The sequence below is a fragment of the Idiomarina sp. OXR-189 genome, from assembly GCF_034373425.1.
In the GTDB taxonomy this organism is placed as follows: domain Bacteria; phylum Pseudomonadota; class Gammaproteobacteria; order Enterobacterales; family Alteromonadaceae; genus Idiomarina; species Idiomarina zobellii.
In genome coordinates, this window is sequence record NZ_CP139706.1 from 2,395,385 (window position 1) to 2,409,053 (window position 13,669).

The 13,669-nt window shown below is 47.4% G+C and carries 18 protein-coding genes; 8 read left to right on the plus strand and 10 right to left on the minus strand.

Annotated elements, in window-relative coordinates; genetic code table 11:
- Nucleotides 1–31: 31 nt before the first annotated feature.
- Both UM402_RS11745 and UM402_RS11750 read right to left on the minus strand, forming a co-directional pair.
- Nucleotides 32–928, minus strand: coding sequence for a TIGR00730 family Rossman fold protein (locus UM402_RS11745; protein WP_058578489.1), 897 nt, complete (start codon nucleotides 926–928; stop codon nucleotides 32–34).
- Nucleotides 929–930: 2 nt separating this feature from the next.
- Nucleotides 931–1,353 carry a secondary thiamine-phosphate synthase enzyme YjbQ gene (locus UM402_RS11750; protein WP_058578617.1) on the minus strand — a complete coding sequence of 141 codons (423 nt, stop codon included), beginning with the start codon at nucleotides 1,351–1,353 and terminating at the stop codon, nucleotides 931–933.
- A gap of 79 nt (nucleotides 1,354–1,432) precedes the next feature.
- Here UM402_RS11750 and UM402_RS11755 point away from each other — a divergent pair, with 79 nt between their 5' ends.
- Nucleotides 1,433–1,864 carry a nuclear transport factor 2 family protein gene (locus UM402_RS11755; protein ID WP_058578490.1) on the plus strand — a complete coding sequence of 144 codons (432 nt, stop codon included), beginning with the start codon at nucleotides 1,433–1,435 and terminating at the stop codon, nucleotides 1,862–1,864.
- On the opposite strand, the gene UM402_RS11760 is transcribed toward UM402_RS11755, so the two are convergent.
- Nucleotides 1,851–2,345, minus strand: coding sequence for a hypothetical protein (locus UM402_RS11760; protein WP_058578491.1), 495 nt, complete (start codon nucleotides 2,343–2,345; stop codon nucleotides 1,851–1,853). The two genes, UM402_RS11755 and UM402_RS11760, sit on opposite strands and share 14 nt — an antisense overlap.
- Before the next feature lie 89 nt (nucleotides 2,346–2,434).
- Between UM402_RS11760 and UM402_RS11765 the strand changes: the two genes are divergently transcribed.
- A complete protein-coding gene (locus UM402_RS11765; RefSeq protein WP_322295316.1) occupies nucleotides 2,435–3,082 on the plus strand; it encodes an isoprenylcysteine carboxylmethyltransferase family protein in 648 nt (215 codons plus the stop codon).
- Here the strand turns inward: UM402_RS11765 and UM402_RS11770 are convergent.
- Entirely contained in the window at nucleotides 3,079–3,333 is a 255-nt protein-coding gene (locus UM402_RS11770; protein WP_058578492.1) for a YkoF family thiamine/hydroxymethylpyrimidine-binding protein, read from the minus strand. The genes UM402_RS11765 and UM402_RS11770 overlap by 4 nt on opposite strands.
- A gap of 72 nt (nucleotides 3,334–3,405) precedes the next feature.
- Here UM402_RS11770 and UM402_RS11775 point away from each other — a divergent pair, with 72 nt between their 5' ends.
- On the plus strand, nucleotides 3,406–4,590 hold the full coding sequence (locus tag UM402_RS11775) for an MFS transporter (protein ID WP_058578493.1): 1,185 nt from the start codon (nucleotides 3,406–3,408) through the stop codon (nucleotides 4,588–4,590).
- 18 nt (nucleotides 4,591–4,608) lie between these two features.
- Complete coding sequence (gene upp, locus UM402_RS11780; protein WP_058578494.1) at nucleotides 4,609–5,238, plus strand: uracil phosphoribosyltransferase; 630 nt, start codon at nucleotides 4,609–4,611, stop codon at nucleotides 5,236–5,238.
- Here the strand turns inward: upp and UM402_RS11785 are convergent.
- Nucleotides 5,235–5,912, minus strand: coding sequence for a DNA-3-methyladenine glycosylase I (locus tag UM402_RS11785; protein ID WP_322295317.1), 678 nt, complete (start codon nucleotides 5,910–5,912; stop codon nucleotides 5,235–5,237). The genes upp and UM402_RS11785 overlap by 4 nt on opposite strands.
- 113 nt (nucleotides 5,913–6,025) lie before the next feature.
- Here UM402_RS11785 and UM402_RS11790 point away from each other — a divergent pair, with 113 nt between their 5' ends.
- The gene (locus tag UM402_RS11790) at nucleotides 6,026–6,304 is read left to right on the plus strand and encodes a peptidylprolyl isomerase (RefSeq protein WP_053953327.1); all 279 of its coding nucleotides are present in this window, start codon (nucleotides 6,026–6,028) and stop codon (nucleotides 6,302–6,304) included.
- 6 nt (nucleotides 6,305–6,310) lie between these two features.
- Here the strand turns inward: UM402_RS11790 and UM402_RS11795 are convergent, their stop codons facing one another.
- The 4 genes from UM402_RS11795 to UM402_RS11810 all read right to left on the minus strand — a co-directional run bounded on the left by UM402_RS11795 (nucleotide 6,311) and on the right by UM402_RS11810 (nucleotide 9,538).
- On the minus strand, nucleotides 6,311–6,754 hold the full coding sequence (locus UM402_RS11795; protein ID WP_058578620.1) for a YaiI/YqxD family protein: 444 nt from the start codon (nucleotides 6,752–6,754) through the stop codon (nucleotides 6,311–6,313).
- 82 nt (nucleotides 6,755–6,836) lie between these two features.
- Nucleotides 6,837–8,705 carry a DUF885 domain-containing protein gene (locus UM402_RS11800; RefSeq protein WP_058578495.1) on the minus strand — a complete coding sequence of 623 codons (1,869 nt, stop codon included), beginning with the start codon at nucleotides 8,703–8,705 and terminating at the stop codon, nucleotides 6,837–6,839.
- 99 nt (nucleotides 8,706–8,804) lie between these two features.
- A complete protein-coding gene (locus UM402_RS11805; RefSeq protein ID WP_058578496.1) occupies nucleotides 8,805–9,224 on the minus strand; it encodes a nuclear transport factor 2 family protein in 420 nt (139 codons plus the stop codon).
- Between the two features lie 17 nt (nucleotides 9,225–9,241).
- Nucleotides 9,242–9,538 carry a hypothetical protein gene (locus UM402_RS11810; protein WP_058578497.1) on the minus strand — a complete coding sequence of 99 codons (297 nt, stop codon included), beginning with the start codon at nucleotides 9,536–9,538 and terminating at the stop codon, nucleotides 9,242–9,244.
- A gap of 218 nt (nucleotides 9,539–9,756) precedes the next feature.
- On the opposite strand from UM402_RS11810, the gene UM402_RS11815 reads away from it, so the two are divergent.
- The gene (locus UM402_RS11815) at nucleotides 9,757–10,308 is read left to right on the plus strand and encodes a 3'-5' exonuclease (protein WP_058578498.1); all 552 of its coding nucleotides are present in this window, start codon (nucleotides 9,757–9,759) and stop codon (nucleotides 10,306–10,308) included.
- Between the two features lie 200 nt (nucleotides 10,309–10,508).
- Here the strand turns inward: UM402_RS11815 and UM402_RS11820 are convergent, their stop codons facing one another.
- Nucleotides 10,509–11,165, minus strand: coding sequence for a hypothetical protein (locus UM402_RS11820; protein ID WP_322295318.1), 657 nt, complete (start codon nucleotides 11,163–11,165; stop codon nucleotides 10,509–10,511).
- A gap of 153 nt (nucleotides 11,166–11,318) precedes the next feature.
- Between UM402_RS11820 and istA the strand changes: the two genes are divergently transcribed.
- A complete protein-coding gene (istA, locus tag UM402_RS11825; RefSeq protein WP_322295311.1) occupies nucleotides 11,319–12,812 on the plus strand; it encodes an IS21 family transposase in 1,494 nt (497 codons plus the stop codon).
- 22 nt (nucleotides 12,813–12,834) lie between these two features.
- Complete coding sequence (istB, locus tag UM402_RS11830; protein WP_416182886.1) at nucleotides 12,835–13,557, plus strand: IS21-like element helper ATPase IstB; 723 nt, start codon at nucleotides 12,835–12,837, stop codon at nucleotides 13,555–13,557.
- Nucleotides 13,558–13,669: the final 112 nt, after the last annotated feature.

A 13,669-nucleotide genomic window follows, 5' to 3' on the forward strand; every position in this document is an offset into this window, starting at 1 on the left:
CACTTCATCCAAGAGCACTCAAAGCGGCGAACTAGGCAACTGGCTCGCCGCCGTTTTTTAAGTCATAACAATGGCAAATGGCCTGCCAGGCTTCTTCGGCACTATCGACAATTTCAAATAACTCTAGGTCATGCTCGGAGATAGTGCCTTCTTCAACGAGTAAATCAAAGTCAATTAGCCGCTGCCAAAACTCTTTTCCAACGAGCACAATAGGTACAGGTTCGGACTTTTTCGTTTGCACCAATGTTAACGTCTCAAACAGTTCATCCAATGTACCAAATCCACCGGGGAAAGCGACCAGGGCACGGGCTCGTTGCAAAAAATGCATTTTACGAATAGCAAAATAATGAAATTGGAAGCAATATTCGGGGGTTATATAAGGGTTTGGCCGTTGCTCGTGAGGCAACACAATATTCAAGCCAATGCTGTCACCTCCGGCTTCCATCGCTCCGCGGTTTGCCGCTTCCATGACGCCGGGACCTCCACCACTGACAATCATTAGGTTTTCATCGTCGTGGCAGAGGTTGTGTTCTGTCGCAATACGCGCAAAGTCCATTGCCTGCTGATAATAAGCACTGTTTTTCAGAGCCCTTTTTGCCCGCTTAAGGTGTCCTTTAAGGGTATCGTTTTCAGGGTCTTTCTCCAGCGCCTGCTCGGCGACACCAACATCATGCTGTGCCTGCTCGGGCGGCAAAAACCTTGCACTGCCAAACACTACAATAGTGGCATCAACATTGTGCTTTTCCAGAGTCAGCTGTGGCTTTAAATACTCCAGTTGAAGGCGCACGGCTCGTAAGTCATCACTCAGCAAAAACTCATTGTCAGCAAACGCTAATTTGTAAGAGCCTTGCCCTTCAATCTTCGCAATAGACTCTTCAGACTGCTTAGCAGAAATAAGGCGGCGTCGGTGCAATTCTTTTTCTGTCATTGTTATTCGCCTTGCAGAGTTAAAATTAGCGTTCGAGATCCGCCGTGGTCTCGGTGTTCACACAGGTAAATGCCTTGCCAGGTTCCCAGGTTTAAACGCCCATTGGTTACAGGCAGAGTTAAACTACTCCCCAGAATGCTCGATTTTAAGTGAGCTGGCATGTCGTCAGGCCCTTCAAACGTATGCCGGTAGTAAGGAGCGTTTTCCGGCACCATTTCATTAAAGTGGCTTTCAAAGTCCTGACGAACCGTCGAGTCAGCATTTTCATTAACAGTCAGCGACGCCGATGTATGCCGAATAAACACATGTAGTAACCCGGTTGATACCTGCCCAAGCTCAACCAAAGCTCGTTCAATCTCGTCGGTAATAAGGTGAAAGCCCCGTGGATGAGGCGCCAGTTGCAGTTCCGTTTGTTTGATAAGCATTTGTAAACCTGTTTGCCGTGCTTCATTGCTTGCCATATGCTTACAGCATACCGAAAAACAACCGAAAGGAATAACGACAATGCGTTACTTATTATTTACCATCGCCGTTTTGTTCAGTGCGGCGTGCACCGCACAAGAAAGCGTTGAAGAAGCAACAACTAAAGCAGTAGAAGCGTTTTTATACGGCGCTAGCATTGGCGCACCCAAAGCGCATGACCGTTTCTGGGCAGAGGAGCTGACCTATACCAGTTCCAGCGGGGAGCGTTTTGGTAAAGAGCAACTTATGTCGGGTATGAAAGACGCTAAAGCCAAAGACCCAGACAACGTTAAAGTCTGGTATGGCGCTGAAGACATCGAGGTAAAACAGTTTGGTGACACCGTTGTATTCAACTTCACGTTAACCGCTGAAGAAGAAGGTAAAGTCACTAAGTACTTCTATAATACCGGAGTTTTAATTCACCGCGATGGCCGCTGGCAAGCGGTTAACTGGAACGCGACTAAAGTTCCTTAAGAGGTTCCTTAATTTCTGACGAGCCGTTCTCTGGTGCCGCATCGCCATTATCTGGTTTTACATAAATGGCGATGCCTTCTCCGGTTTTATCCGTCAAACCAAAAGCTTTGCCGACACTGACCCCGAAGCCAACATTACCTGAATAGCCACCAGAGCCAGCTCCGACATAAACTGACTCGCCTTGCTTGTCTCCGGTTTTTTGTAACAACACACCATTAGCGCCCACTTTAGCCGCTTCCTGCTTCAGTCGCTTCAGCACGGCTTCCATTTTCGCTTGTTCACCAAAGCTCCAGGAGGCATCACTGCTTGCTTCTATAAGGGCTATTTCCTCGTAGCTGTCAGGCGCCTCTAAGTAGACTTTTACTTGTTCTACCGGAATTTCCGGTCGGGCATCACCAATAAGAATGGAGGAGGTTGGCGAGGCACAGCCAACCAACGCCTGGGCAATTAATAGCAGAGCACCATAGGTTATAACGCGCATAATTTTTCCTTTACCAAGAGCACAGTTAAGCAATAGCACAAAAAACGATATTTCACCCGACTCTTTCAATCTCTTTAAAGAACCGTAGAATGGGAGATGATTGCGTGTACCGAAGCTTGGAGATCTTTTTGTTCGATATTGACCTGATTAGCCGCCACTTTTTAGCCGTGTACTTTTTGTTTATTGCGGTTCATTACGCCAGTACTGCCATTGGGCTTAATAGCCGTACCTCACAAAGCCACATTCAATATGGTGAAAAAGGCAGTGCGACATGGTGGATACGTCAGGTTTTTAACCTCTTCCGCGGTGCAATTTTGCTTATTTGTATTGCCCGTGTCTTTTACCCTATTGATACCTGGCTCGGCATTATAGAACCTCTTTACACACCCTGGGTGCTGTCTATTGGCATGCTCACAATGTTGGTATCACTTGGGTTTGTCAGTTACAGCCACGCCTATATGCGCCAGGACTGGCGTTCAGGTATCGACAGCGACAACTCCCGAGCACTGTTAACGCAAGGCCCGTTTGCGCGCTCGCGTAACCCTATGTTCTTAGCCATTATGCTTGGCCAACTGGGTTTATTCCTGGCGCTACCCAGCCTGTTTACCTTAGTGTGCTTATTGGTCGGCGTGGCCATGGTGCATGCTCAAGCCATTAAAGAAGAGCACGCCCTAAATGAGCTTTATAGCAAAGAGTATCAAAACTACAAAGCTCAGGTTCCGCGTTGGCTTTTTTAGTCTTCCGGACTCAGGTCGCCGTGTAAAAACTTACAAACAAAGACGACTTTTCCGTAACGCTCAAATGACCATTTAATACAGCGCTGCAAGGCTTCCATCACCTTGTCGTAGTCGCCAAATATCTGAGTACTCAATGTATTGGTGATAATTTTTACATCATCGGTTTTATTCAGCTCATCAATAAAGCCTTTGATTGGGCCAATATAGTCATCTGCCAGTGGATACTTGCTAATTTCAACCGTCAGTTTCATGATAGTCACTCCTTTGTCGTTACTATTGCGACGTAAATTACCAGGCTATTCATATTAACACGAGGTTGATGAATGACATCGGATGTCCGCTCGCGCATTGCTTTACCGGTTATCATTTTAGCTCAGCTGCTAGGCACCTCGTTATGGTTCAGCGTTAATGGTGTTTGGTTAAGCCTGTCGTCAGCGCAGGGTCTTTCAGAAGCCGACTTAGGGGCATTAACTCTAGCCGTTCAGTTAGGCTTCATTGTCGGCACCCTGTTTTTAGCGCTTACCGGTTTGGCTGATCGCTACAAAGCCAGCGCTATTTTCTGCCTTTCTAGTTTGTTCGGCGCGTTAATTAATGCGCTCTTCATTACTGCCGTCGACCATTTCTCACTCGCGTGGTTTCTCCGCTTGCTAACCGGCTTGTGTTTGGCCGGCATTTACCCGATGGGCATGAAACTGATTATTTCCTGGGTGCCTAAATACGCCGGCGCGGCTCTTTCCTGGTTACTGGCAATGCTGACCCTGGGCACCGCTCTACCGCACTTAATGAGAGGCTTCACTCTTGGTTTAGATTGGCACATACCTTTGTTTGCTGCCTCTGTGTTAGCCATTTTAGGCGGTATAGCCGTAGGGCTTCTGGGTAGTGGGCCACATTTGCCGGCAACAGCTAAACCAGCGGCGTTAAATCAGGGATTATCGGCGCTTAAACAGCCACGCTTCCGCGCGGTTGCCGGTGGCTACTTTGGCCACTGCTGGGAGCTCTACGCCTTCTGGATGCTGATACCTCTGCTGCTATTAGCACCGGTATCTGAGCTTGGCTGGTCTTTGTCTTCCATTCCCTGGTTATCATTCTCGTTAATTGGGGTAGGCGCTCTTGGTTGTATCTGCGGTGGTTGGCTTAGCAAAAAGCATGGTGGCATGTCGGTTGCCAGATTCGCTCTTATCACTTCCGGCACAATGTGTTTGTTATACCCATTCATTATTGAACTACCGGCTTGGGTTGCTCTTTTTACTCTGACGCTTTGGGGTGTTTCGGTTATCGCCGACTCACCTCAGTTTTCAGCTTTAGCCGCTCAAGAGGCGCCAGCTTACAAAGTTGGCAGTGCCTTAGCGGTAATGAACTCGGTTGGATTCGCCCTGACTATTCCAGCCATCTGGTTAGCTAGCTGGAGCTGGCCAGTATTAAACGAGTGGGTCGCCTGGCTGCTATTACCCGGCCCTGTTTTAGGGCTTTGGGCAATGCGAAAGTTTGGTAAAATCAGCTCGAATTAAACGATAGGAACACAAACCATGGGATTAGAAGTCATCAAGCACCCTCTGGTGCAGCATAAACTCGGCTTAATGCGTAAGTCGGGTATATCAACCAAAAGTTTTCGCGAGCTTTCCAACGAAGTTGGCAGCCTACTGACCTATGAAGCAACCAGTGACTTTGCCTTAGAAATGACCACTATTGACGGTTGGAGCGGTGAAGCCATAGAAGTCGAACAGTTAAAAGGCAAAAAAGTGACTGTCGTGCCTATTTTAAGAGCGGGTATTGGCATGTTGGACGGCGTTCTCGACTTAATACCCAACGCCAAAGTCAGTGTGGTCGGACTATATCGCAACGAAGAAACCTTAGAGCCCGTCAGTTATTTTGATAAGTTTGTTGGCAGTCTCGACCAGCGTATTTCGCTCGTTATTGACCCGATGCTGGCAACCGGTGGCAGTATGATAGCAACATTGGACATGCTGAAAGCCAAAGGCTGTAAAGACATTCGCGTACTCGTGTTAGTCGCAGCACCCGAGGGCGTAGAAGCTGTTTTAGCGAAACACCCTGACGTGCGTATATTCACCGCAGCGTTAGACGAGAAGCTCAACGAAAACGGCTATATTATCCCTGGTTTGGGTGATGCCGGCGACAAAATTTTTGGTACGCGTTAACCAACGCTGTATGACAATATCCGGGAAATATGGCTGCGCGGCAGTCCTGTTTCCTCGTGCCAATGGTTAATAGCTGCTTGTATTTGCTTAAGACCCTTTTGACTTGTCGGTGAGGCATCTAATAAATTGTAGTTCCGTAGCGCAGTGAGCACATCACTTGCGCAAACAAAGCCGTCCCAGCCCAACATGCGTAATAAATACTGACCCGTGTTACCGCCTAAGCGCGCACCATTCTTCTTTAAGAACATCAATAACCCAACTTGATCATCATGCGGCCAGCTCGCCAAAAACTTGCCAAAACTCCCGTGCTCTTCAGAAACCTCTACAATCATTCGGGCGTTAACAGGTACGGTTATTATTTTTTGAAAATTACGCACAATACGCTCGTCTTGCGCCAGCTCTTCTAGTCGCTCCGGTGGCACTTGCTGCCAGTAAAGCGGTACAAAACCACTGAAGGCTTCTTCGAACTGTGGCCACTTGCGGTCAATAATTTGCCAGACGAAACCTGCCCGAAAGATACAATGGGTCATTAACGAGAGGACTCTGTCATCAGTAATTTTTGCTAGTTCTGTATCGCTTACCACCTCGGGTAACATGGCGCGCATTGCTGCTTCTCCGCCCTTGCGTTCGCAGGCACGCTCATAAAATACTGAAAAGTCGATAATGTCAGTCATTCTGGTTTACTACAGCCTCGCTATTCCGCTTACACTTTGAGCCAAATAATGATTCTATTCGGCTCATGATGCAAATTTAGGTAAAATACAGTTAATAAACAGAGGAGTCCGACATGGCACGAGCGCACGCAGTACACATATTAGTGAAAACCAAAGAAGAAGCAGAAGACTTGAAGAAGAAACTGGCTGGCGGTGCCAAGTTCGCAGACTTAGCGCGCAAACATTCACTTTGCCCTTCGGGTAAAAAGGGCGGCGACCTGGGTGAGTTTCGCCGCGGAGAAATGGTTCCGGCTTTCGACAAGGTCGTGTTTGGCAAGCCCACGCTGGAAGTACACGGCCCGGTAAAAACCGCGTTTGGCTGGCATTTAATTAAAACGCTTTCCCGCAGCTAAAGCTGCTTAAACACGCGCCAGAATTTTATCCAGCTCGTTCGCAAAAGCCATACGATCGCGCTGGTGCAAGGGTGGTGGACCGCCGGTATGTTCACCGCTGCTACGCATAGTATCCATAAAATCACGCATATTGAGCCGCGAGCCGATATTACTTTTTGTAAAAAGCTCACCCCGTGGGCTCAGTGCCTGTCCACCCTTTTTAATAACATCCGCTGCCAATGGTATATCAGCTGTAATAACTAAATCACCCGGCTGGCATTGTTCGGCAATGGCATCATCTGCAACGTCAAATCCAGCTGACACTTGCATCGTCCGTATAAATTTAGACGGAGGCACCCGCAGTGGCTGATTCGCTACTAATACCAACGGCAGTTGTTTGCGTTCTGCCGCACGATACAAAATATCCTTTATAACCGTAGGACAGGCATCGGCATCCACCCAAATTGTGATTGTGGTCATAGTGACTTCCTAACGAAAAAAGGCACCACCGCATATCGATGGTGCCTGCTTAAAATGAGCTTAACGTTTGCGACTATGCGCTCTTTTTCTCGCTAATATAATCATTAACGAACTGCTCAAGTATGTTAAGTGGTACTGGACCACTGCCAAGCACTACGTCATGGAACTCGCGAATATCAAACTTATCACCAAGTTCTGACTTCGCTTTTTCACGCAGTTCCAGAATTTTGTTCATACCAATTTTGTAAGCCGTTGCCTGACCTGGCATAACAATATGACGCTCGACCATCTTCACTGCATCAGATTTGGCATTTGGGGTATTGGTCACGTAGAAATCGATACCCTCTTCGCGCGTCCACTTCTTGTCGTGAATACCGGTATCCACGACCAAACGCACCGCACGCCATAACTCCATTGCTAGGCGGCCAAAGTCTGAATATGGGTCTTTATATAAGCCAATTTCTTTCGGCAGCTTTTCGGTATACAGTCCCCAACCCTCGCTGTAGGCGGTGTAGCGACCGAAGCGGCGGAACTTAGGAATACCTTCCAGCTCTTGCTGAATAGCAATTTGCATATGGTGACCAGGAATACCTTCGTGGTAAGCCAGCGCTTCCATTTGATACGTTGGCATAGCCTCCATATCGTACAAGTTGGCATAGTAAGTGCCTGGACGTGAGCCGTCCATTGAAGGTTGTTGGTAAAACGCCTTACCCGCAGACTTTTCGCGGAACGGTTCAACCGCCTTCACGATAAGACCCGCTTTTGGCTTATTGATGAACAATTCATCCAGACGCTCACGCATGTTATCGATGTAGGCTGTTGCTTCATCCAGATAACGCTGGCGACCTTCTTCCGTGTTTGGATAGATAAACTTGTCACTGTTGCGCATGTGGACAAAGAACTCTTGCAGCGAGCCTTCAAAACCAACTTCTTCCATAATGGCGCGCATTTCTTCATGAATACGCTCCATTTCGCTTAAGCCTATTTCGTGGATTTCTTCTGCCGTTAAGTCAGTCGTCGTGGTGCGTTGTAACGCGTTATTATAGAACGCTTCACCGTCCGGGAACTTCCAGGCGCCGTCTTTGGTCGTGGCTTGCTCAGCAATGCCCTCGACGGCAGTAATTAAGTCTTGGTAAGCCGGTTTAACTGACTCAAGCATAGCCTTCTCGGCCGCCGCTAACAGCTCTTCACGCTGGCTTTCTTCAAGCTCTAGCTGCTCAACTTTGCTGGTAAAGTCTTCCCACAGTGCACTTGGCTCACTATCGTCAAATGGCGCGCCGGTAATGATGTTTTTGCTGTCGCTGATGACGTAAGGGTAAACAAATTTAGGGGCGATAATGCCTTTTTCGGCACGTAGCTCCAGGTTTTCTGCAAGCTGATCAAATAATCCCGGCAAGCCATTTAACCGCGCAATATAATCTTCGGCATCGTCGACACTCCCAATACCATGTTGGTTGATCAGCAATGAAGCAACTTGCGAGTGCATACCAAACATTTGGTTAACCGGGTAGTTGTGATGGCGCCACTTAAAGTCAGCTATGTCGTTTTCCAGACTCTGCTTCATGAGCATCCAGCTAATTTTGGTTTGCTCATTAAGCTTTGATTCGTCAATGGCTTTAACTTGCTCTAAATGTTTTTTGGTTAACGCCAAGTCTTCTTTGGCTTGCTCGTCAGAAATGTCATCCCACTTATCCTGGTCGTCTTTAATACCCAGATAAGACTGATACATTGGGCTGCGCATGACATTTCCCATGAAAATGTCTTCAAACAGCTGGTTAGCCTTTTCTGACTCGGTTTGCTCTGACTGTTGGTTGGTGTTTTCAGCGCTCGCCGTTTGCGTTTCTGCAGCTTTATTTGTTGTGTTGTCTTTTGCAGCATCTGAGCATGCAGTTGTCATCAGCACCAGCGATACCACCAGCGCAATTTTCTTATATTCAAACATGTGTGTGTTCTCCTGTTGTTGTGCTTAACTTGATAACGGTTGCAGCACAGGATGTCAATTGATGCGCGGTGGTGAGGTCAGTTACTAAGGTCAATAGACCTATTCAGCAGGGAAATAATAAACGCGGTGAATTAAGTTATTGGAAAACTCATAAACGGCCAGGCTTTTCTGCGAACGGAGCTCGCCGTTCCGGCGCCAGCTGGCCTCTTCCACAACGCTGATGCGACTGCCTAGCACAGTAAAGTCTTCTAATCGGCTTTGGCACGATGGACAAGACGTAAAGTAACCGCTCATCGCCTTAACCAAGCTTTCTTTACCACGGGTTTCAACCGTGATCTTGTCACCATTTACCGATAGCCACTGCACATCTTCAGTCACATATTGCGCCATTCGCTCAGCATTGTGGTCATTAAACGCAGCGACAAACTGCTCAACTTGTTCGAATCGGTTCGATTCTGCAAAACTAGGCGCAGATAAAATAAAGCAGAAAAACACAAAGAAGTAACGTAGGTAACACATGATCAGTCCTTAACCCATCATTGCAGGGTATGCTCACGGCGAGCTTCAATTTGTTTAGCTGGCAGCATACCACCAATAACGGGTTCCAGCGCAGCCTGAACGATCGGAATTAATTGGCCAAACTCAGACAGCATAACCGCTTCATCGACTTGCTCATTGAATACCAGAGTTACCTTTAAACTCTGCGGAAAGCGTTGGTAATTCACGTCGTGCGTCAGCCAAATAAAGCCTGGATGGTCAAATTTGGCCTCTTCACACACCCGGGTCAGCTTGCGGATGATTTCTCGTTCGATTTTTTTGTCATTTTTTCGCATAAGGAGTTTTCTCGTCGACCAAACTATGTTGTGCATTGCAAAGAAAAACAAGCGGGACGCACCACTTATATTCTGCCCATTATGTATAAAAAACTGCATTTCCTATACATAAATTCCTTTCCAAATATAAAATTCACTATTATTTATATATCTTAATAACTACAAGAAAAGTCGTTTACAGGCCATGAGAAAAGAATCCAGATATTGTGAGTTCAAAAATGGTTATTCTAATAGTCGACCTTGAAGCCACTTGCTGGGACGGCAATGTTGAAGGTTTAAACCGAAAGCAAACAGTCGACGATATGGAAATTATCGAATTCGGCTGTGCTGTCGCGGAAGACAATGGCACTGTAATAGACTGTCGTTCATTCATGGTGCGTCCGCAATTGCACCCTAACCTCAGTGAGTTTTGTACACAGCTGACAAGTATCACGCAAAGTGATGTTGACGCGGCTGCTGTTTACCAAAGTGTCGTCCCTCAAATAGACCTATGGTTAAAGGACTATAAGTTAGAGGCCTGGGGCTCATGGGGTAATTACGACAAAAACCAGATTAGCGCAGAGCAAAGACGTCATAGCCTAGTCCCAAAGTTTTTCTCGCTGCCGCACATTAACATCAAACAACAGTGGCGACAGGGCAAAGTGAATAGTCGTAGCGCTGGCTTAGCCAATGCTCTTAACTATCATGGTTTGTCTTTTGAAGGCACGCATCACCGAGGTATTGATGATGCGTTAAATATTACCCGATTGATGCGGTTTACTGAGTTATAAGATCGCACCTGCGGTAGAACCGCAGGCTACGCCGGGGTTATTCTATGTTCTGGATCTTAATGTTGAATAACAATAAATATCGGTTATTTATCATAGATTTAAAAAGATGAAATTTTTTGTTTTTTAAGTTAACCCACCAATTAAACCACCTATGCTATCCAATTAACTGTCGATACTTACCTCGATGCAAATGGCCTTAATTACTTATCCGTCTTACCTTGAGTCTCAGAGTTGGTCATAACACCTTCTCCTTTTGCTTGAGGGTTACAGTCGGGCTCAGCCTTATCTGTATCTCGCATCGCTTCCCTCAAATCTTTAGGTATCGTTTGTGATTTTCTAGGTTTAAGCCTTGTCTTTGATGAATCAGCTCGGTCAACAAGTCCCGAGCTACTGACCTCTTCGGGCTCAGCCTTCTTACCTTCGATTCGAAGCTCTCGTATTCTACTTTTAAGGTGCTTCATTTCAGCGTGAGCGCGCCTTGACAGCTTTGATCCAGGCTTTCTAAGCTCGGCATAATCTATACTGTGACGGTCAAACAATTCCTCGTAACTATCTAACCTCGAATACAAGCCTTCTAACTCTACAAGCATCAGGGATTCACAACGCTGTATGACCTTCTTATGACTAGCTAGCTCAGACTTCAAACTTTCATTATCGTCCATTAACTTACTGATTTTTCGTTCTTTCTTGTCAATTTCTTTCTCTACCCTAGTCTTAAAATTACGCTCAACGTCTGCTTCCCATTCTTTGTAATAAAACTTAAGATCCTTATCCAACTTCTGCAAATTTTGGAATGCTTTAACAAATAGCTCCGAACGGTTATTGATGTTTTCTTTTCTACTGATGTACTGGTCCATAGCTTTAACCACGGATTTGGGAATCTTCACTTGAGTTGGTATGTAATTAACAAGCTCCCTATTGAGCGACAATTACGGTGGCCGGTCTAGCGGCAATTATCTTGGCCGGTTGATCTGATAAGGTTCGGCACAGCAGAACGGAGGGAGTTCACTGTGCCGGGAACACGAATCACGGATCAACAGGTCATGATCTATATGAAACACAGAACACGAAATAGCCAAGTTGTCGCTGCTGCTAAGGCAGGCATTTCAGAGCGATCAGCCCGGCGCCTTGATAAAGCCAATCAACAAACGAACGACGGTAAGCGCCAGTGGCGCACCCGCAAAGATCCGCTTGAAGCGGTATGGGATAGCGTTGTTGTTCCCATACTCAAGCAGGATAATGACATTACGCCGGTGGGCGTTTTTGATCACCTTTGCGAATATCACACTGATAAATTCAGTCCCGGCTCGCGTCGTACACTTGAGCGCCGCATCCGTAAATGGCGGTCGTTACACGGGCCTGCTAAAGACGTTGTGTTTATACAAACGCATGAATATGGTGCGCTCGGTATTACCGACTTTACTCATGTGAAATCGCCGGTCACCATTGCCGGTGAGCCATTAAAGCACATGCTGTTTCATTACCGGATGCCGGCCAGCGGCTGGGCGTTCGTGCAGGTCATCTACGGTGGTGAAAGCTTTGCGGCTTTCTCTGATGGATTACAAAATGCGCTACATGCTGCCGGTGGTGTGCCTCGGGAAGTCCGTACCGACAGCCTGAGTGCCGCTTATAAGAATCACTCATCGGCTGATGACTTAACCGAGCGCTTCAACGACCTTGTGAAGCATTACGGTTTTAAAGCAACACGCAATAATCCGGGTGTTGCGCATGAGAACGGTGCTATCGAAAGTCCGCACGGACACACCAAGTCCCAAGTCGAGCAAGCACTAAAAATCCGCGGCAGTTATGACTTCGACAGCCGTGATGCGTATGAAGCCTTTGTCGCCAGTGTGGTAGCACGGCGTAATCGCCGCGTCAGCGACAAATACCAACTCGAGCAGCGGCAATTACAGCCGCTGCCCACGGCAATGAGCGTCAATTACACCGAGCATTATGTCACGGTGTCGCGGACAAGCACGATTTGCCTCAAGCGCGTCACCTACACGGTGCCATCACGGCTTATTGACAGCCGATTGCTGGTACGGCTTTATGATGACCGGTTAGCGCTATTTTACGGCACCGACTTCGTGATGGAGCTTGAGCGAGTCTATGCCGACAAAGGTGGTCGCGCCCGCAGCGTCAATTACCGGCATGTTATTGATGCACTGGCTAAGAAACCGCGTGCGTTCCGCCACTCACAGTTGCGCGATGACCTATTACCGGACGACAATTACAAGACCATCTGGGAGTATGTCGACGACACGCTAACGGCCGATAAAGCCAGCTATTACATGGTAAAACTGCTTCATTTAGCCAAACAAAGCGGCTGTGAGCGTCAATTAGGCCGATTTATTGCTGCGTCAATTACCCAGCGACAATTACCGGCCATCCGGGAATGCGAAGAGCGCTTTTTAGTTATCGAGCCGAAAGCACCATCACTTACCATCAAGCAACACAGTCTAAGCTCGTATGCCAGTATGATACCGGGAGGTCTGCATGGATAACACAACGGCCTCATTATCACTCATGCTCAAGCGGCTTAAGCTGGCCACCATGGTTAAGGAGTGGGATGCGCTGGGCAATAAAGCCGTTAAAGAGCAGTGGAGCCCCCAGCAATACTTATCGGAGCTCTGCCATATCGAGCTGGCAAACCGTGAAGACAAACGCTTACAGCGGCTGCTAAAAGACGCAAAGTTACCGGCTGGAAAAAACCTTGGCAACTTCGACTTTAATCTGGTCGACGGTATCTCGAAACACCAGATCATCGATCTGGTTAACCAACCCGGGTGGTTGAAACTGGGCTCTAACGTCTTACTGTTCGGAGCCAGCGGACTGGGTAAAACCCATATCGCCAGTGGCATCGGTTACGGGCTTATCGAGCAGGGCTATAAGGTTAAGTTCATCGCGGCGTCAGCCATCGTGCAACAGCTACAACAAGCGAAACAGCACCTTCGGTTGCAGGATGAGTTACTGAAACTGGATAAGTACAACCTGCTTATCGTGGACGACGTAGGTTACGTTCGCAAAACCGAGCAGGAAACCAGTGTGCTGTTCGAGCTAATCGCACATCGATACGAAAGACACAGCATGATCATCACATCAAATAAGTCGTTCGAGCAATGGGATGAACTGTTCGATGACTCAACGATGACCATCGCCGCCATCGATCGGCTGGTGCATCATGCGACAATCCTTCATTGTGAAGGTGAAAGTTACCGTCGCAAAATGGCAATGAGCAACGGTAGTTAAAAATCGGTATCAACCGGCCAGGATAATTGCCGGAAAACCGGCCAAGGTAATTGACGCTACATAGCTCCCCGAACATCCTTTGCTTTTTAGGCCTTGAATGTCGAAACTTAAC